Below are 19033 nucleotides of genomic sequence, written 5' to 3' on the forward strand. Positions count from 1 at the left end.
GCGAGTTGCTAACTTATGCACAACTCGCTCTAATCACAAGTCGCGTTTCAAGTACGACGCTGTCATTGTGATCTTTGTCGAGGAGTAAACGGGTAGCGACCCTGCCCTTTTCTAAGCTTTGCTGACACACAGTGGTGAGACCAGGCTTACTTCGGTTCGCCTCAGGTATATCGTCAAAACCAGTCACTTGCACTTGTTCTGGTATTGCAATATTCAACTCATTAGCCACTCTTAGCACGCCGAGCGCAATAACATCACTCATGCATAAAATGACCTCAGGTAACGGGCTAAGGGTCAGCGCTTCCTTCGCAGCTATTTCTGCCATCTCTGGGGTATTTAGAGGAATGTGCCAAATTTGGCTAGGGGAAATAGTGAGTTGCTTCTCATCAAATGCACGCAGATACCCCTTTAATCGACTGCGAGAGATTTCTTTTGATTTAACATGCATATCTTGGTCCGTGAGGCGACAGATACGTTGTGAATCCACCAAACGCAAACCTAATACAGCCACGTTTTTTGGTTCATTAATTAAAGCATGATTCGCCACGATGAACGCGCCATCTTCATTGTTAATATTGACAGATTCAGCTTCGTGGGTTTCAAAGTCTACAGCAATAATTGGCTTACCAGAGCGTTTCACTCGGGCAAAAATATCGCCACTGGGTGTGCCATAAAAAATGAAGCCATCAGGCAACGACTCAGCACTGCTGTGCTCTAGCCCGTCTGATTCACTGGAGAGCAATAAGAGTTGTTTTTTGTTTTCACCCAACACCTCCGCAACCCCCTGTAGCAACTGACTGGCGACCGGGTCTGACAGGCTATAACTAATGGAATCAGCAAGTACAACAGCAATGACATCTGACCGGCCTTTACGCAATGAGCGAGCAGCAAAGTTAGGGCCGTGATAACCCAGTTCCGCTGACTCGCGAAGGATGCGCTCCCGCAATTTAGCGGATAACTGATCCGGGCGATTAAACGCGTTAGACACAGTCGCGGTAGATACCCCGAGTTGCTGTGATACTTGTTTCAGATTAAGTTTTTTTTTGATGATTTTACCCTTAAGAGCATAGCGTTATTTCAGTTGATGCAGATGAATAAAAAGTCCAAACGAGGCAAAGGCGGTCTCTTTTTTCTAGTATTTACTTCAGGCTCCATGCCAACAAACCCATCCTGGAGCCTATGGCGCGCTACAAAATAACCAATTTCAATCCATTAATGAACTTATTTAATGAACTCTTTTAATGAACAAGGCTATGAAAATCACAACGACGAAGTCCAGACCATAGCGTGTTATTTAGTTGTTATAAAATATTTACAATAAAAAGACAGCGGGTTACTATAAATTATTCTTAAACGTTTAAGATGCTGTTCTGGCTGACTTCAAATACTTGAGCAAGGGCTATATACCTTGGATGTCGGCGACAGTGAGAGAGAATTTTCAAATAGCATGATAAACGCAGTAAACGTTAGCTTAGGCAATCAAAGATAGAGGGACGTACAGTGAATAAAATCACGTTTTGGGCAATGACGGTCGCCGTCGCAGGGTTTCTGTTTGGGTTCGACACCGCGGTAATTTCTGGTGCAGATAAGCCAATTCAAACCTTATGGAATACGTCACCACTCTTCCACGGTTTGTTTATCATGTCGGCAGCATTATGGGGGACAGTAATAGGCGCACTAGGCGGTAACTATCCCTGCGATAAATACGGTCGCAAACCCACCCTAGTAGCTATTGGTATATTGTATTTAGTCTCTGCCTTGGGTTCTGCCCTTGCTACAGACCCATACACCTTTGCGATATTACGCTTTATTGGCGGCATTGGGGTGGGCATTTCGTCTATTGCGGTACCCGCTTATATTTCTGAAATAGCACCGGCATCTCATCGAGGCCGTTTAGTCGCGATTTATCAATTTCAAATTGTGTTTGGTATTTTAATTGCCTTTCTTTCTAACTACGTTCTGTCTGGTCTATTAGACTTTGATTGGCGCATGATGCTTGGTGTGGAAGCCATACCCGCGTTGGCTTACTTGCTGTTGATATTGAAAGCCCCTGAAAGTCCTCGTTGGTTAATTTTGCATGGAAACGATTCGGTTAAAGCCCAGCAAGTCCTTATATCACTGGGTGAAACGAACAGTGAAAGCATTGTTAATGAGGTTGTTAATGAGAATCAACATAAACGTTCAGGACGTTTATTTAGCACCTCATATCGTTTTCCTATTGTGTTGGCGTTCTTGCTTGCGGCGTTTAATCAATTATCAGGCATCAATTTTATTATTTACTACGCGCCCAGAGTTTTTGAGCTAGCCGGGCTAGACACAAGCGCCTCGCTGCTGTCGGGCACAGGGATTGGTGTGATAAACCTACTTTTTACCTTTGTTGGGATTTACTTGATTGATCGAGTAGGTCGAAAAACACTTATGTATGCAGGCTCGTTAGGTTACATCATGTCACTTGCAGTGGTGACGTGGGCGTTTTATTCAGAGCAAGGCGGGATGATGGTTGTGTTTTTCGTATTTACCTTTATTGCCTCCCATGCAATTGGTCAAGGCGCCGTAATCTGGGTATTTATTGCTGAAATATTTCCCAACAAGGTACGCTCAAAAGGACAGTCACTTGGCAGTGGTACGCACTGGATTTTTGCAGCCTTAATCACCCTGTTTATGCCATATTTTCTATCAGAATATGCTCCAAGTACTGTATTCGCGTTTTTCACTTTTATGATGGTTCTACAACTCATATTTGTATTTATATTAATGCCTGAAACGAAGGGGAAATCCCTAGAAGCACTTTCAGCGATACTCACTAAGTCAACAAAGGAGAGTCAACAATGAAGACGGTTATGTTAGGCCTAATGGCTAGCGTATTACTCGGATGTTCAGGCCAGTCATCCACAAATCCAGCATCTGAACGTGTCAATTCGGATAGCAGTATGCAAAGTAACGAAAAACACCGACCAAACTTTCATTTTACGCCCCCCGCCAACTGGATGAACGACCCGAATGGCATGGTGTATTACGCGGGCGAATATCACTTATTTTACCAGTACCACCCGGGGTCAACTATTTGGGGCCCCATGCACTGGGGACATGCGGTTAGCAAAGACATGCTGAATTGGCAGCACCTTCCAGTTGCATTATATCCAGACGAATTAGGCACTATTTTTTCAGGTAGCGTAGTGGTTGACTGGGAAAACACATCCGGATTGGGCACAAAAGACAACCCTCCTATGGTTGCGCTATTCACCTACCATGATGTTGCAGGAGAACAAGCAGGAACGCTCGACTTTCAAACCCAAGGGCTAGCGTATAGTTTGGACAAAGGCAGAACATGGACCAAATATAGTCAAAATCCAGTGATGAAAAACCCTGGTTTAAAGGATTACCGTGACCCGAAAGTATCTTGGTACGCCCCACAGAAAAAATGGATTATGGCATTGGCGCAAGGGGATAATATTGGCTTTCACTCATCGAAAAATCTGATCGACTGGCAAGCTGAAAGTACATTTGGCGAAAAAATAGGAGCCCATGGCGGCGTATGGGAATGCCCTGATTTGTTGGAGATGACAATTGCCAGTACGGGTGAAACAAAGCACGTATTACTGGTGAGCTTAGTCCCAGGGGCACCCAACGGAGGTTCAGGTACTCAATATTTTGTGGGTGACTTTGACGGGAGTAAATTCACCGTTGATCCTGAATTCTCTGAGCGTTTAGAGCAAAAAGAAGCTATATGGCTTGATTACGGCACAGACAACTATGCCGGCGTCACATTCTCTAATGTGCCAGATACGGATGGACGCACGTTATTTATGGGTTGGATGAACAACTGGCTTTACGCAAGAGACGTCCCTACCGAAGCATGGCGTGGCAGTATGACAACTCCGCGTAACCTAGTGTTACAAGAGACGGCACAAGGCCCACTTCTTTTCTCTCAACCCATCACTGAACTTCACAATATAAGCCACCAAGTCGCACAGCTTGATAATGTTGAAGTAAGCAGCGACACAGATTTATCTGCATTACTCGGTCCAATAGAGGAATCGCACCGCGTCACTATGAAGGTGAAAAGGCAAGGCGCGAATACAATGTCGTTAGATTACAAAAATAACGACGAACTGCTTTCAATACGCCTTGATGTAAACGCCGGTACTGTAACGATCGATCGTGCAAAATCTGGTGAGACAGAATTTGAAGAACATTTTGTTAACCAACAAGTGGGTGTAATTCGTGCCGGATTAGACACCTACTCGTTCGATATCATTTATGACAAGGCATCAATCGAACTGTTCGTTAATGACGGAGAGTTGTCGATGACAGCGCTTGCTTTCCCGTCAACGCCGTACAATGAAATTACGTTTGCAGCCGATGGACAAGCCTTAATCGAGCACATCAGTCTGGACAACCTCACGGCGCAACAAGCCAAGTAGTCCTGAATATTTGATCAAACCCACATACGTTGATACCTCACTATGTGGGTTTATTCAGGTCTTTACTGACCATTGATTTCGACTTAGCAGCCGCTTCAACATTATACCCCCTCCTTTACTTATACTCTTCTATAAAGAAAATAACATTGCTCCTTGCTAGGAGGTGAAGCAAGCTAGAGACTCATACGCAACAATGAGAATACGCATGCTTAAATTATATGGATTCGACGTCAGTAACTACTTCAATATGATCAAATTGGCCCTTGCCCACAAAGAATTAGATTACGAAGTGGTTACCGTTTACCCCAACCAAGAGCCTGAATTTTTAGCCAAAAGCCCCATGGGTAAAGTCCCTGCGCTAGAAACTGAAGACGGCATCATTGTTGAAACCAATATCATTTTGGAATATCTCGATGCTAAGTATCCTGATAAACCGCTCTACCCAGCAGATCCTTTCGCTCAAGCCAGAGTAAAGGAGTTGGTCAAATTTATAGAGCTATATTTAGAGCTACCTGCCCGCCGCTGTCACCCTGAAGCCTTTTTTGGTGGCAAAGTCAGCGATGAAACACGCAAAGAAGTGAAGCGCGCCCTTTTCAGAGGCATGACAGGTTTAAACAGACTTGCCTCTTTCTCGCCTTATGTGGCAGGTGATGAATTTAGCGCTGCGGATATTATGTTCTTATACAGCGTGGACTTAGCCTCTGGTGTCGCTTACAAATTATTCGACATTGATTTATTTGATGGCTCACAAGGCGCTAAGAACCTAATGGCTAAACTGAACGAATTACCCGAAGTGCAGAAAATTGCGGCAGACCGCAAAGTCGCAAATAAAGCGTTTGTGGAATATGTAACAAGTTTTCAAAAATAAAGCGTGATAAACGGTAGGAAGATTACCCAATCTTCCTTTACCATATAAGGCTCATATAGGAGTACAACGATGAGCCTTACATCAAATGCCGAATTCAGCTGTCCATACTGCATGGAAATCAATGATATAGAAATTGATCAAGACAACGATGTTAATCAACAGCAAATCGTAGATTGTCAGGTGTGTTGTAGTCCTATAGAAATCCTCATTACCCAAGACAGTGATAACGACTTCATTATTCACGCCCGAACCGACAGCGAATAGCCTGTTTTTTAATACGGAGTTCTACTTTGATTGATATTTTCCATGCGTCAGACTCTTTACGACGTAAATTACACACCATAGACAATGAACGCGACTTGATGCAGCTCGTCATGAAAAATTTGAGTCAGTATCGATTCGCGACTCGTGTCGAGCATAGCGAATTGGATATCGCGTTTGCCGCCTCTGGCGGGCCTAGCCATTTTGCTAATGGTGACGCAACTGATATCTCTTGCACACCTGTTGTGAGCCGTCCGACACAATTCAATGACATTTTACTTGAGCGTCAAACAGGGTATATCAACCTCTCAACCCCAGCGGGTTTTATCCCTTTAGTTGACGCAGTAGAGCGTAATGGCTTCTTGCATAAAAAACTTCTTAGCTAGGAAGTTTACTGCGCGCGCACGTAAAAGCGGTTTAGCCAACCGCTTTGTGGCTAGGCATGTAAAATGCCTATTGGCCTTTTTCATGTCGATAACCGTGTTATCTGTCAGTCCTATTCACTTTGCCCACGGCGAGCAAATAAGCTTTAGTAAAAACACCCTCGAAAACGATATCCAATTGAGCTACAAATGGCGCGATAAGGACCAAGAGAAACATCAGTTTTCGTTCACTTTGCCCCTAGACGACATCAACACTTCGCATCACAAACGCTTTGTACCTGAGCAGGTCACTCGCTATCAGCAAATTGCCATGCTTAAAGAGCGCAACAAAATCGACGCCAAAGAAGCACGTATTGACATAAAGCGCATAGGGGAAACGCTGCAGATCAGTGTGAGAAGCCGCTCTGAAGAATCAGCAAAAAAGTATCAAAAACAATTGCTGCAAGTAAAGGATGACGCATTCGAGCAATATTTAACGGATCACTACTATGCGCGGTTCAGTGATTACCTTAGTCAGGAGGGCATCAAACCGGACCATTTGCGTTACATCAAGGAAAATCAGGAAGTACTAAAGCCATTTGCCGAAGCTATGTATGCTGAAGCGTCTGAACGCGGAGATACGCGGGCTTTTTTGAACTTACTGTTAGGTTGGTTACAGAGTATTCCTTATGATGATTTAGAAAGCCGCGTTTCTTCCAATGGCGCTGGGTTTTCACCCCCGCTAACGTTACTAAGTCATAATCGTGGCGACTGCGACAGCAAATCTGTGTTGATGGCGAGCGTGATACGCGCTCTGTTTCCAAAAATCGAGTTAGTGATGCTGTACTTACCCAACCATGCGTTATTAGGCATAGGTGTTCCCGCTAAAAAGGATGAAAGAAGCATGCAAATAAACGATGAGGCATATTTATTAATGGAGCCAACGGGCCCAGCGCTATTTTCGTTAAATGAAACCGCCCCAAGTAGCCAGCGCTTTCTCGATACAGGTATGTATAGTTATGAAGTCATTCCTTAGGCTTATACTGACGCTAATACGATAAATCCCGATGTTTACATGAATAACCTAACATTTGATAATTGCCATGTGCTTAGCTGCATCTGTGGGTTATATCTAACCTGCATCACTATGTTAATAAATGAGTAAGCCTTTATGACCCCATACGATATCGCTCTTTTGATCCATATTTTACTTTTTTGCTACTGGCTGGGCGGTGACGTCGGGGTTTTTTACTCGAGCCAATTTGTCGTCGACAGCAAACTCAGCAGAGAAACGCGTCTGACTGCGGCCAAAATCATGCTTGGTTGCGATTTAATCCCTAAAATATGTATGAGTTTGATGCTCACGGTGGGGGGCATACTTGCTCATTACTTAGGCATCGAGCATGAACTTTGGCAGTTAATAGGAATCATTTTGCTTGGTCCCTTATGGCTGAGCATGGTGTTAGTGCTGCACTACAAGCACAATGCTAACTATATTCCCTTGCTAACCAAAGTGGATTACTTATTTCGTTGGGCCATGATTGCGGCGTTAGTGACCTCAAGCATATACGCCTATAACACAGGGCGTTTAGCTGACAACCCTTGGATAATCATTAAGTTACTGGGTTTCGCGTTTTTAATTTTTTGCGGACTAATGATACGTATCAATCTAAAAGAGTTCTCAATCACCTACGCTAAAATGTTGCAAGACTCCCACGATGATGCAGACAATCTGCAAATGGTTCGTAGCCTTAGAAGGGTTAAACCTTGGGTGGTCACAATATGGCTAGTGCTTATATTTGAGGCTTACGTAGGAATAGCAAAACCCTTTATGGGTTAACACCAATCCTGCCAATCTCAAGCGTAAAAAAACCGCCGATTGACTGGCGGTTTTTTTTTTCAGTGACTGGATTTTTCTAGAGCTGCTCTTCTGCGAACTCTGCTAAGCGACTACGTACTACTCCGTCTAAGTTAATCGTGGCACTACCTGAGAAGTTTTTAAACTTCTCAACTATGTAGGTCAAACCAGAGGTGACCGCGCTTAAATAGTTGCTGTCAATTTGCGCTAAGTTACCACTGCAAATGAGCTTAGTGCCCTCTCCGCAACGGGTGATAATGGTTTTAAGCTGTGAGGCTGTTAAGTTTTGCGATTCATCTAAAATAACAATGGCGTTTTGGATGCTTCGCCCACGCATAAAGTTAACCGATTTAAACTGAATATTGGCTTTTTCCATGATGTAACTCATGGAGCCTTTGACGTTTTCATCGTTCTTGTGTAGCACTTCTAAAGAGTCCGTAATGGCCGCTAACCAAGGGGCCATTTTTTCCTCTTCCGTGCCTGGTAAAAAGCCTATAGATTCGGCTATCTCCGGTGTGCTGCGAGTAACAATGATCTTATCATACATGTTCTTCTCAACTACCATTTCAAGGGCGGCGGCCAGTGCTAGCAAGGTTTTACCGCTACCTGCAGGCCCAGTTAAGATCACCAAATCTATATGTGGGTCCAACAAAGAGTGAAACGCCATGGCTTGGCCGATATTCTTTGGGGTAATTCCCCACGCTCTTCGGCCCATCAAACGTTCGTAGCCCAAATCGAGTACGTCAATTTCTGTTTCTGACACGGATTCAACCAAACCTGCGAAGTGTTCAGTATCATCCAGTAAATACTCGTTCACATAGGCCTCTGGCAAGACCTCTCGGGCGAGAGTGTGAATGGTATCACGACCTTCTGAACGGCTATCTACTGCGGTAACTTCGTTCCAGAAATCCCCGTTAAAACGATGAAAACCTTTAGATAAATATTTTATATCACTAACTAATTGATCCGTTCGGTAGTCTTCAACATGAGCTAGACCTGCTCCTTTAGCTTTTAAGCGCATGTTGATATCTTTTGTCACCAAGGTAACAAGCCTAGGGCTACATTGCCCCTGTAGATGCAGTGCAGTGTTAATAATACGATTGTCGTTTTCATCACTGGTGAACACGTGCTGATCCGCTGGCAATGCGTGGTCGACAAAGATCGACAAACTGCCTGTTGGTGCATTATCACCTACGCCAATTCCTTGCATGCTAACGCCTGCCATTAACTGCTCTGGTGTGGCGTCGTGAAGTAAGTCTTCCATTGCGCGAATGGACACTCGAGCATCACGGGCGACATCTTTTTTGCTGTCTTTGATGTAATCGAGCTCTTCGAGGACAGTCATCGGGACGACTACGTCATGCTCTTTGAAAGATAGAAATGCGAGGGGTTCGTGTAGGAGGATATTGGTATCGAGTACGTAAATTCTTGTGTCTAACGCTTTTTTTTCTGGCATTCGTCACTCCATTTGAATAAAAGGCACTGCAAAACAAATCACCCATAAACAGCCAATCAGGTATATCACTCAGCTGCTATTGGCCATCTGTTAGTGAAACAATAAACCACTTTTGTTCCTTATTCATCTACTTTTATTATATGGCGTTTATGCCATCACTTAGTTTAAAACCCGCCCGCAGGAACATAGATTATTAGGAATGGGCTTGAGTTAACGACTTTTATGCACAATATGTTTATATCAAGGTGGATTGACCTCCATCCCTAGGCTCTATTGGTATACAATGCGCGCCGAAATTATTCCGCCCGCATCAAAAGTTCAGTTATGCATACACTGTTGGGAGACACTCTATGGCGCAAAAACACTCATTCGCACTTGGTCAACGTTGGTTAAGCGATACCCAAACAGAACTCGGCTTAGGGACTGTGGTATCCGTTGATAATCGCGCTGTCAGTTTGTTATTCCCTGCCACGGGAGACAGTCGAGTGTATGCCAAGCAAAGTGCTCCACTAACCCGCATTACATTTGGTGAGGGCGACAACATTACCAGCCACGAAGGTTGGGATATGAAGATCACTAACGTTACTGAACATAACGAAATGTTGACCTATACCGGTATTCGCCATGACACCGAAGAAGAAGTGTTGTTGAAAGAAACTTTTATTGATCATCATTTTCAGCTAAACCAGCCAGAAAAACGCTTGTTTGCAGGACAATTTGACCACCCCAAGTGGTTTGATTTACGCGAGCAATGTTTGAATCACCAATATAGCCACAGTACGTCATCATTATTGGGCTTTGTGGGGGCCCGGGTTGACTTGATCCCTCACCAATTGCACATAGCAGCAGAAGTGGGCCGTCGTTTTGCACCTCGAGTGTTACTTGCTGATGAAGTAGGTCTAGGTAAAACCATTGAAGCTGCGTTGATTATCCATCAGCAATTGCTAACTGCCCGTGCTGAACGCGTGTTAATTGTAGTGCCTTCAAGCTTGGTGCATCAATGGTTGGTCGAGATGCTGCGCCGGGTGAACCTCGCGTTTTCCATTTTCGATGAAGAGCGCTGCAGCGCCATGGCTGGTGAAAGTGGTAACCCGTTCGAATCTGAGCAGCTGGTTATTTGTAGTTTAGACTTTTTAACCCACAACAGCAGCTATTACGAGTTAGCCATGCAAGCTCCATGGGATTTAATGGTGGTTGATGAAGCCCATCACCTGATTTGGAGTGAAGGCCAGCCGTCTCAAGAGTACCAAGTGGTGCAAGGTTTAGCCCAAGTCACCAAAGGGGTGTTACTGTTAACCGCCACGCCTGACCAACTTGGCCATGAAAGTCACTTTGCACGGCTGCGCTTGCTCGACCCAGCTCGCTTTCACGATTACCACAGCTTCGTAAAAGAAGAGCAGCAATACAGTACTTTAGCTCAAGCTATTTCTCCTTTGATGTCAGGTGATGCCTTAAGCGCGGATAACATTGCCGCTATTGAAGCCTTCGCTAAAGACGAAGATCTAGGTGACATCAATGCTATGTCTGCTAGGCAAAAAACGCAGTTACTACATAATTTACTCGACAGACACGGTACAGGCCGTTTGCTTTTCAGAAACAGCCGCGCTGGCGTCAGTGGCTTCCCTGATCGTAAATTGTATAGCTACAGCCTAGAACAGCCAGAAGAGTATATTGCCGCTCAAGATGAAGATCCAACCAACTTGTCGTTGCATTTAACACCAGAGCGCAACCCAGATATGGTCAACAGCTGGTTCAATATCGACCCAAGAGTGGACTGGTTTATTGATAAACTACAAGAGCTTAAAGGCGAGAAAGTTCTCACTATTTGTGCCAACGCAGGGACCGCATTGCAGTTAGCTGAGGTACTGCGGGTAAAAGCCGGTACTCGGGCAACAGTGTTCCATGAAGGCATGGGCATAGTAGAGCGCGACAAAGCCGCAAATTACTTTGCACAAACCGAAGAAGGCGCGCAGGTGTTAATTTGCAGTGAAATCGGCAGTGAAGGGCGTAACTTTCAATTTGCTCACCACTTGGTGTTATTTGATTTACCCCAAGTACCAGATTTGCTTGAGCAGCGTATCGGTCGTCTTGATCGTATCGGTCAAACCCACGATGTGTGCATTCATGTGCCTTATTTTGATATGAGCGCCCAACAAGTACTACTTGACTGGTATCACCAGGGTCTGAATGCGTTTGAGCATACTTGCCCTACAGGCATGACGGTGTACGAGGAAACCCAAGAGTTACTGCATAGCTGCTTGATGTTCCCAACCGACTTTGCAGCGAGCGAGAACTTAATTAACCAAACCGCAAGTTTGCACAGACAACTCAAAGAGCGGTTAGAACAAGGGCGTGACAAACTGCTTGAGCTTAACTCGTCAGGTAAAGGCCGAGTGGAAAAGCTGCAAAAAGAAATACTCGCCGCAGAAGACTCACCCACCCTTGAGCTGTTTATGACACGCTTATTTGACACCCTTGGCCTTGCCCAAGAGGATAAAGACGAAAGTTGTTATATCCTTCGGCCCACTGAAACCATGGTAGCGACCTTACCCGGCCTAGATGAAGAAGGCATGACCATTACCTACGAACGCACCACCGCGACCCGTTTGGAGCATGTGAACTTCTTTAGCTGGGACCACCCCATGGTGCAACATGCCATGGAGACCGTCACTACAGAGATCACAGGTAAGAGCTCGGTAGCATTGGGAGAGGATAAATCCTTACCCGCTGGCGCATACTGGCTAGAGTGCTTGTTTGTGTTATCGGGTAAAGCTGAAAAATCATTGCAACTTGATCGCTTCTTGCCCCCCACGCCTATCAAAATTTGTGTTGATACCACTAACAGTGTGGTTGAAAAACCGTTTACTAAGCTGGACAAAGTACGCGGTAAAATGGGTAATCAATTGATTAAAGCGTTGACGCCTCAATTAACCAAAGCTTTAGCTGTAGCGCAAAGTCAAGGTGAAGCCGACGCGGAAAAAGTCCGCAAGCAGTGTCAAAAGCAAATGAAATCCTTGCTGGGCGGTGAGCTAAAACGTATGCAAAGCTTACAGAAAGTGAACCCGTCAATTCGCGATGAAGAAATTGCTCACCTGCAGCAACAAATCGACGACTTGAAACTGGTTATTAGCGAAGCACGGGTGAATCTTGAAGCCATTAGACTGATAGTGAACAACCCCTAGGAAGAATCGAGTTTATGGCCATAGTCAATTATGCGCCGCTCACGCGGCCATATTTACAGATTGTGTTTAAGGATGAATATGTGTTGGTACTCAATAAACCAAGTGGCTTATTGACTGTACCGGGCAAGGCCCTAGAGCATAAAGACAGCTTAGAATTGCGGGTGCAGCGGGTTTATCCTACTGCCCGTATTGTGCATCGTTTAGACATGGCCACATCAGGTTTATTAGTCATGGCCCTTGATAAAGACACTCACCGTCAACTATCAAAGCAGTTTGAACTGCGTCAAACACGTAAAACCTATATCGCCAGAGTATTTGGTCAAGTCAATGGCGAACGGGGTAGTGTCGATTTGCCGCTAATATGTGATTGGCCGAACAGGCCTAAACAAATGGTCTGTCAACAAAGAGGCAAACCGTCATTAACTCATTGGCGCGTTTTAGAGCGAAATGACCACACGACGCGAATGGAATTAACGCCAGTAACAGGGCGCTCCCATCAACTAAGAGTACACATGTTGAGCTTAGGGCATCCTATTTTAGGGGATCGTCTGTATGCTCACTCTGACGCGTTGGCCATGGCTAACAGACTACAATTGCACGCTCAAACCTTGGGTTTTACCCACCCTGCGACGAACGCGTCAGTGGATTTTCACGCCCCAGTTCCTTTTTAATGTCGCCTTTACTAAAGTTCCTCTATTTCGCGCCCGATAACAGGCTATGGCGAGGGAAATTTGGTTTCTATGAACATCTCATTTTTTAACAGATCCAAGATATTTTTGGATGACATCTGCATACCTGCCCTTCACGCTTTCATGCACAACGTTGCGTTGGGTTGCATGCTGCTTGTACCAAGCATGACAAGCGCCAGCACCCTGACAGATGTACAACGTCAATTGTTCCCCGACAAGGCTAAAATTCTACAAGCGAATAACAAGCCTACGGTAATCATTGAGTCACAAAACACCACATCCAATTTAAATGGCGTAGCCATATTAGTTGGCGAAACAGGCCGCCCTCCTTCGAGTCAGCAAAACTTAGCCATGCTTACCCAATATCTCAATGATTTGGGTTGGGTGACTATGCAAATAACGCCGCCAACAATTGGGTTTGAGCCCGATTTGGCCGATGAAAAAACGACCGCACCAGATTCTCAATCTCAAGCGTCGGCGACTGACGAATCGCAAGATAATACAGCAAATGATGAAACAGAGGCCGCACAGGAAACGCCTACCCCAGCTAATAGCTCGCCTGCATCCCCTCAGTATCAGTTACACCAGATAAGCAATGGACACTTCTTGCAACATGAACAAGAGCTACGTGGATTGATGCAGGCGGCAATGGCTAGGGCTCAGAGTTACTCTGGTTTTAGACTCATTATCGCCCAAGGCACTAGCGCCGCTTGGTTGATAAAGATATATGCTGAAAAACAAATTCCCAGCCCTGATGCCCTAGTGACAATTAGTCCTTTTTGGCCCCAGCGCAACTTGAATGCGCTCATTGCGAATTACACAGCAGTGACAGAAATGCCATTACTCGATATTTATAGTCCTCAAGATAATAATTGGAGTTTAATGAGTGCAACTCAACGCGGAATTGATGCCAGCAAAAATCTAAAACTGGACTATCGACAGCGACAACTCACCAACACATTTAACACCTTTTCAGACAGCGCGTTTTTGAGTAAAGAAATATACGGCTGGTTGCATTATTTAGGCTGGTGAGGCGAGAAATACATTGTAGTACTCGGATAAAACATTCTTTATTTCAAAAAGATAGCTTAAATCTGCCGCATTTTTTGGGTAAAGACCAAACATAATCACTATAAAACACTATACTTTTGTCTAGTTCGACTTATTGATACGAGGGTATTAGGCAGTGATAAGTGTACAAAAGTTTTTAAATGTTAAGTCTCAGCAACTCGCATATTTTGTTCGAGCCTTCTGGAACAACCGCATAGTTTACAAAGAATTAGACTTGTATTTCTGGGATACGATGGAGGAATGGTCTCAAGTCAGCCATTTAGCGGATCAACCAAGTTCGCAGCAGGAGCGCGTGTTTTGGTATGTGCTTCACCAGTTACATTTTTGGCCAGAAAAAACCTTACGAGAAGACTCCAATTTACGCAGTGATTTAGACTTATGCGTTAACTTCTTAGAAAGCGAAGATGAGTATCCATTTCCTTATGAATATTTAGGCTCACGACCTTAACGGATTATCGTTATGGTTGTGTTTCCTCGCTTTTAATTGCATTCCATGGTGCTATTTTTAGCAGCATTAACATTCCTGGAATAGCGCACACAAAACAGATAATAAAAAACTGGGTGTAACCCACCGCTTCGATAACATAACCTGTCGTGGCGCTTACAAATGTGCGTGGCACCGCCGCAATACTTGAAAACAAAGCGAACTGTGTAGCAGTAAAATGGCGATTAGTCGATTTAGCCATAAACGCGATAAGCGCTACGGAGCCCAGCCCAACGCCAAAATATTCAAAGCCACTAGCAATCGCCAACACAAGATGGTTATACCCCACCATGGACAACATGACGTAACCCAAAATAGATATCAATTGAAAGACGCCAAACACCCACAAGCTTCGATTGATACCCAGTTTGATCATGGCTACCCCGCCAAGAATTGTCCCCGCTGTTGCTCCAATAGTTTTGGCTATTTTCGCAATTGAGCCTATTTCTACCGTGGAAAACCCCATATCTAGAAAGAATGGTGTTTCTAGGGCGGTGGCCATACTGTCGCCTAGTTTATAAAACATGATAAACAGTAAGATAAGTACCGCTTGCTGCCAACCTTGACGCTGGAAAAACTCCACAAAAGGCTCTACCACCGCTGAGCGCAGTGTCTGTGGTTCGTCCCCTGCTTTGGATGTTTCGTTAATCATTAGCGTGGTCACTAGACCGACCAACATAAATACAGCAATGCTCATATGCGCCACTGACCAAGGATAGAAGCCCGCTAAAATCATCGCTAACGAACCGGGTACAAATGAAGAGATGCGATACGCCTGAGCATAAAAGCCGTTCCCAGCTCCCAATTCATCGTCCGGTAGTAATTCTCGGCGATAGGCATCAATAACAATATCTTGGCTGGCGCTGAAAAAAGCGATAGCCGCGACAATCACTATAATATGACTGATGTCTGTTGCAGGGTCATAAAAAGACAACATACTCATCAACACAATCAGCGCCACTTGGGTAATGAACATCCAGCCTCGTCGCCTGCCGAGCATAGGTACCACGAAGCGATCCATGACTGGGGACCAGATAAATTTCCATGTGTAAGGAAACAGGACGAGATTAATCAAGCCAATGGTAGACAAATCAATATCAGCTGAGCGAAGCCAAGCTGGCACAAATTGAATCAATAAATAAAGGGGAAGACCGGAGGAAAAACCAGTGCAAATACAAATAAGCATGCGCTTATTTAACAACGCCTGGCGTAACGTTTTATTATTCATAACAACTAGATATTCTTTTAATTATACTCTGACTTAAGCGTTTACTTTAAGCAATAACCACCCGATTACGGCCGCTAATTTTCGCTTGATATAGGGCTTTATCAGCACTTTCTAACCATTGTATATGTTGTTCAAATACAGGGGAAAATTGCGCTATTCCTAAGCTGACTGTAAAGGAAATAGTCTGCTGTTCATACTCAATTTTGAGATTTTCCACAGTATCTCTGATACGTTGCGCAAGAACCATGACATTTTGTGAGGCAGTATCGGGTAATAAAATTGTAAATTCTTCACCGCCATAACGGCCACAGATATCTGTTTCTCTTGTAACATCCTCGATCAGCTTGGCGAGCTGGCGTATCACTTCATCGCCCGCAGGGTGACCGTAGTTATCATTGATTTTTTTAAAATTATCGATGTCTAACATGATGACTGACGACTGACTCGGCTTACGCAAATTTCGTTTAAATTCGCGACTAAATTGCTCTTCCCAATAGCGGCGGTTAAAAATGCCTGTTAGACCATCTATTCGGCTTAATCGCTGCAACTCACTGTTGAGTTCATCAACTGCCTGCTTACTTACAGCCTGATCGGTTACGTCATACACCACGATACACACTTGTTCTACTTGCCCCGATAAAGAGGCCAATGGAAATATGGTGATGTTTTGGTACATAAACTTAGAGGGTGAAGTAATAGGTCGATTAGCCCCAAACCGAAAAAGAAAAGGGCGCTGTTCCCAGATAACAAAAACCGGGCTTTTCATGGAAAAAACAGGTTCGACCTTGGCCCTTAGCCAAGTTTCGTCGATTTCAGGAAAATGCTTAAATAGAGATGTACCTCGGATCGTACTCGGCGCGATATTGCTGTGGTTCTCCATAAACAAGTTCCACACCATTACCAGATATTCCCTGTCAACCACCACTATGCCTACTTCAATGGAGCCAAGTAAATCGTGCTTCCAATGCATTTCAGCTAACTCTTTCATATCTTGCACTGATGCAACTCCTATTGGGTAACCGTAACAAGTTTTGCGTAAACCAATTCCATTGCATTGCCAGGAAACAGCAACAACAAATCAAACTGAATATCGTGGGATTTAATCGCATAGGCTATTTCAATTGCGAGAATTTTATCCCAGCGCTGATGATTGCTCTCAAGCACTTGATCAATGTCACAATGGCGCCCTAAAATTATCGGATGATTGTGACTAAAGGTGACATGTAGTTGTTCTGACAATGCATTGATGCAGGCGCCCACAATAATATTGGAGATATCCATCAGCACTTCTAACTCGGATTCTTCTTCAGTGCTATTATGTTTGTAGTTCAACAACTTGCCCATATTTGCGATGTTGGCATCATTGAAAATCACCAATGCTTCACCGTTAATTCCAGCGCCGATAAAGCCATGGGAAACAGCAGATATGCTGTCGCTAGTTTTCACGTCAGACATCGCCATGTGTAATTCGTTGTTAGTAATTAGATTTACATTAGGGATAGGCAGTTGAATAAACTCCCCAAGCAGCTTAGCAACGTTCTCGCCGGCTCTTCCCATAGCTACGTTTGCCATCTCACGGTAGGCGTCAAGCTCTGCGCCCTGGCTATGTGGCTCAACAATAGCAACTTTTTCAGAACGCCCCTTACAGGTCATGTCACCTGAATACACGCCGTACTGGCGTAGTATTTCGCCCAACTTTTGATTATCGATAGGCTTGGGAATAAAAGCTATAGCACCAAGGCCCAGCATTTTTTTATGGGCTTCAGGTTGAACATCTCCCGAGACTACGATCACCAGAGTAGGCAGGTCCTGCTCTTTTACGACCTGCATAGTCTGATAACCATCCATTACCGGCATGTTCAAATCGAGAAACATGACGTCAGCTTGTCCTTGCTTGATGGCACTGAGCGCTTCTTTACCATTTTCGGCAAAGTAAATGTCCACATCCCAACCATCTGGTATCGCACGAGCCATTTGACGGCGAGCAAAACCGGAGTCATCACAAATAAGGACTGACATTGTCATATAGATATTTATTCCATTGTTAGAACGGGAATCGAGGAAAACGCATGAATCATCATCTTTTACGCCTTGGAGCACGACACTAAGATATGAATTTTAGAGTGAATAAATACAATCCACAAGGCGACATCAGTCGTATAAAGGCTCCCGAAAAACAGATACTGAGTTATTATTTTTCGTTAAAAAAGTCCTCACATTTCTGATAATATCCCCCTAGCATTTCAAATAGAGTAGCCGTTAAATAAAATGAAGCAATATCTCGATCTGTGCCAACGTATAGTTGACGATGGCAAATGGGTGAATAACGAAAGAACCGGTAAAAAATGCCTTACCGTTATCAACGCAGATCTCACCTACAACGTGGGTAACGGTGAATTCCCTTTAGTGACTACGCGCAAGAGTTTTTATAAATCAGCCATTGCGGAAATGATTGGCTATATTCGTGGCTATGACAATGCCGCCGACTTCCGCAAAATAGGAACGTCAACTTGGGATGCAAATGCGAACCAGAACCAAGCTTGGTTAGACAACCCTCATCGCAAAGGCGAAGACGATTGCGGATTAATTTACGGCAAAATTGGGCGTAATTTTCCCAAGCCTGATGGTGGAAGCATCGACCTACTCGCTAAAATTATTCATGACTTAAAAAATGGCATTGATGACAGAGGCGAAATATTCACTTTTTATCATCCCGGTGCATTTCACATGGGCTGCCTTCGCCCTTGCATGTACAGTCATCATTTTTCCTTGCTTGATGATACTTTGTATTTAAACAGCACACAGCGTAGTTGTGATGTGCCCCTTGGGCTAAATTTCAATATGGTTCAGGTTTACTTCTTGCTGGCGATTGTGGCGCAGATCACCGGTAAAAAAGCGGGTATGGCGTACCACAAAATAGTCAACGCCCATATCTACGAAGACCAATTAGAGTTGATGCGTGACGTGCAGTTGAAGCGTGAACCTCTAGGTATGCCTAAATTGATCATCAACCCGGACATTAAGTCATTAGAAGACTTAGAAACGTGGGTCACTATGGATGACTTTAGCATTGAGGGTTATGCTCACCATCCAGCAATTAAATACCCGTTTTCAGTATAAACATATTAACCTACTCATGTGGCGCTAGCT

The 19033-nt window shown here is 44.4% G+C and carries 17 protein-coding genes; 12 read left to right on the forward strand and 5 right to left on the reverse strand.

Features of this window, described 5'->3' with window-relative positions:
* Positions 1-13: 13 nt before the first annotated feature.
* A complete protein-coding gene (locus AC0L6N_RS17490; RefSeq protein WP_049765916.1) occupies positions 14-1048 on the reverse strand; it encodes a LacI family DNA-binding transcriptional regulator in 1035 nt (344 codons plus the stop codon).
* 452 nt (positions 1049-1500) lie between these two features.
* Between AC0L6N_RS17490 and AC0L6N_RS17495 the strand changes: the two genes are divergently transcribed.
* The 7 genes from AC0L6N_RS17495 (at position 1501) to AC0L6N_RS17525 (ending at position 7755) form a co-directional block, all read left to right on the forward strand.
* On the forward strand, positions 1501-2832 hold the full coding sequence (locus tag AC0L6N_RS17495) for a sugar porter family MFS transporter (RefSeq protein WP_473476377.1): 1332 nt from the start codon (positions 1501-1503) through the stop codon (positions 2830-2832).
* Positions 2829-4424 (forward strand): glycoside hydrolase family 32 protein, encoded by a 1596-nt coding sequence (locus tag AC0L6N_RS17500; RefSeq protein ID WP_473476380.1) that lies wholly within the window; start codon positions 2829-2831, stop codon positions 4422-4424. Before AC0L6N_RS17495 ends, AC0L6N_RS17500 begins: the two co-directional genes overlap by 4 nt.
* A gap of 205 nt (positions 4425-4629) precedes the next feature.
* A complete protein-coding gene (locus tag AC0L6N_RS17505) occupies positions 4630-5292 on the forward strand; it encodes a glutathione S-transferase family protein (protein ID WP_473476382.1) in 663 nt (220 codons plus the stop codon).
* 69 nt (positions 5293-5361) lie between these two features.
* Positions 5362-5556: a zinc ribbon domain-containing protein gene (locus tag AC0L6N_RS17510; protein ID WP_007985042.1), complete on the forward strand. Its 195-nt coding sequence runs from the start codon at positions 5362-5364 to the stop codon at positions 5554-5556.
* Positions 5557-5582: 26 nt separating this feature from the next.
* Complete coding sequence (locus AC0L6N_RS17515) at positions 5583-5939, forward strand: hypothetical protein (RefSeq protein WP_011576535.1); 357 nt, start codon at positions 5583-5585, stop codon at positions 5937-5939.
* Positions 5940-6021: 82 nt separating this feature from the next.
* Positions 6022-6951 (forward strand): hypothetical protein, encoded by a 930-nt coding sequence (locus AC0L6N_RS17520; protein WP_473476384.1) that lies wholly within the window; start codon positions 6022-6024, stop codon positions 6949-6951.
* A 135-nt stretch (positions 6952-7086) separates the two neighbouring features.
* Entirely contained in the window at positions 7087-7755 is a 669-nt protein-coding gene (locus AC0L6N_RS17525) for a hypothetical protein (protein WP_473476386.1), read from the forward strand.
* A gap of 76 nt (positions 7756-7831) precedes the next feature.
* Here AC0L6N_RS17525 and AC0L6N_RS17530 read toward each other — a convergent pair whose 3' ends face one another.
* Positions 7832-9229: a PhoH family protein gene (locus AC0L6N_RS17530; protein ID WP_011576538.1), complete on the reverse strand. Its 1398-nt coding sequence runs from the start codon at positions 9227-9229 to the stop codon at positions 7832-7834.
* A gap of 350 nt (positions 9230-9579) precedes the next feature.
* On the opposite strand from AC0L6N_RS17530, the gene rapA reads away from it, so the two are divergent.
* From rapA to AC0L6N_RS17550, 4 genes are all read left to right on the forward strand, one after another.
* Positions 9580-12411 carry an RNA polymerase-associated protein RapA gene (gene rapA / locus AC0L6N_RS17535; protein WP_473476388.1) on the forward strand — a complete coding sequence of 944 codons (2832 nt, stop codon included), beginning with the start codon at positions 9580-9582 and terminating at the stop codon, positions 12409-12411.
* A gap of 14 nt (positions 12412-12425) precedes the next feature.
* Positions 12426-13082, forward strand: a complete 657-nt coding sequence (gene rluA / locus AC0L6N_RS17540) for a bifunctional tRNA pseudouridine(32) synthase/23S rRNA pseudouridine(746) synthase RluA (protein WP_473476390.1) — start codon at positions 12426-12428, stop codon at positions 13080-13082.
* A gap of 183 nt (positions 13083-13265) precedes the next feature.
* Positions 13266-14132 (forward strand): DUF3530 family protein, encoded by an 867-nt coding sequence (locus tag AC0L6N_RS17545; RefSeq protein WP_473476393.1) that lies wholly within the window; start codon positions 13266-13268, stop codon positions 14130-14132.
* A 154-nt stretch (positions 14133-14286) separates the two neighbouring features.
* Entirely contained in the window at positions 14287-14619 is a 333-nt protein-coding gene (locus AC0L6N_RS17550; RefSeq protein WP_011576542.1) for a hypothetical protein, read from the forward strand.
* 10 nt (positions 14620-14629) lie between these two features.
* Here the strand turns inward: AC0L6N_RS17550 and AC0L6N_RS17555 are convergent, their stop codons facing one another.
* The 3 genes from AC0L6N_RS17555 to AC0L6N_RS17565 are packed head-to-tail and all read right to left on the reverse strand — an operon-like array spanning position 14630 to position 17908.
* Complete coding sequence (locus AC0L6N_RS17555) at positions 14630-15883, reverse strand: AmpG family muropeptide MFS transporter (protein ID WP_011576543.1); 1254 nt, start codon at positions 15881-15883, stop codon at positions 14630-14632.
* A 46-nt stretch (positions 15884-15929) separates the two neighbouring features.
* On the reverse strand, positions 15930-16880 hold the full coding sequence (locus AC0L6N_RS17560; RefSeq protein WP_473476396.1) for a GGDEF domain-containing protein: 951 nt from the start codon (positions 16878-16880) through the stop codon (positions 15930-15932).
* Positions 16881-16891: 11 nt separating this feature from the next.
* A complete protein-coding gene (locus AC0L6N_RS17565) occupies positions 16892-17908 on the reverse strand; it encodes a response regulator (protein WP_011576545.1) in 1017 nt (338 codons plus the stop codon).
* Between the two features lie 243 nt (positions 17909-18151).
* Between AC0L6N_RS17565 and AC0L6N_RS17570 the strand changes: the two genes are divergently transcribed.
* Positions 18152-19003 carry a thymidylate synthase gene (locus tag AC0L6N_RS17570; protein WP_473476399.1) on the forward strand — a complete coding sequence of 284 codons (852 nt, stop codon included), beginning with the start codon at positions 18152-18154 and terminating at the stop codon, positions 19001-19003.
* The last annotated feature ends 30 nt before the right edge of the window (positions 19004-19033 follow it).

The sequence above is a fragment of the Paraglaciecola sp. G1-13 genome (assembly GCF_055809255.1).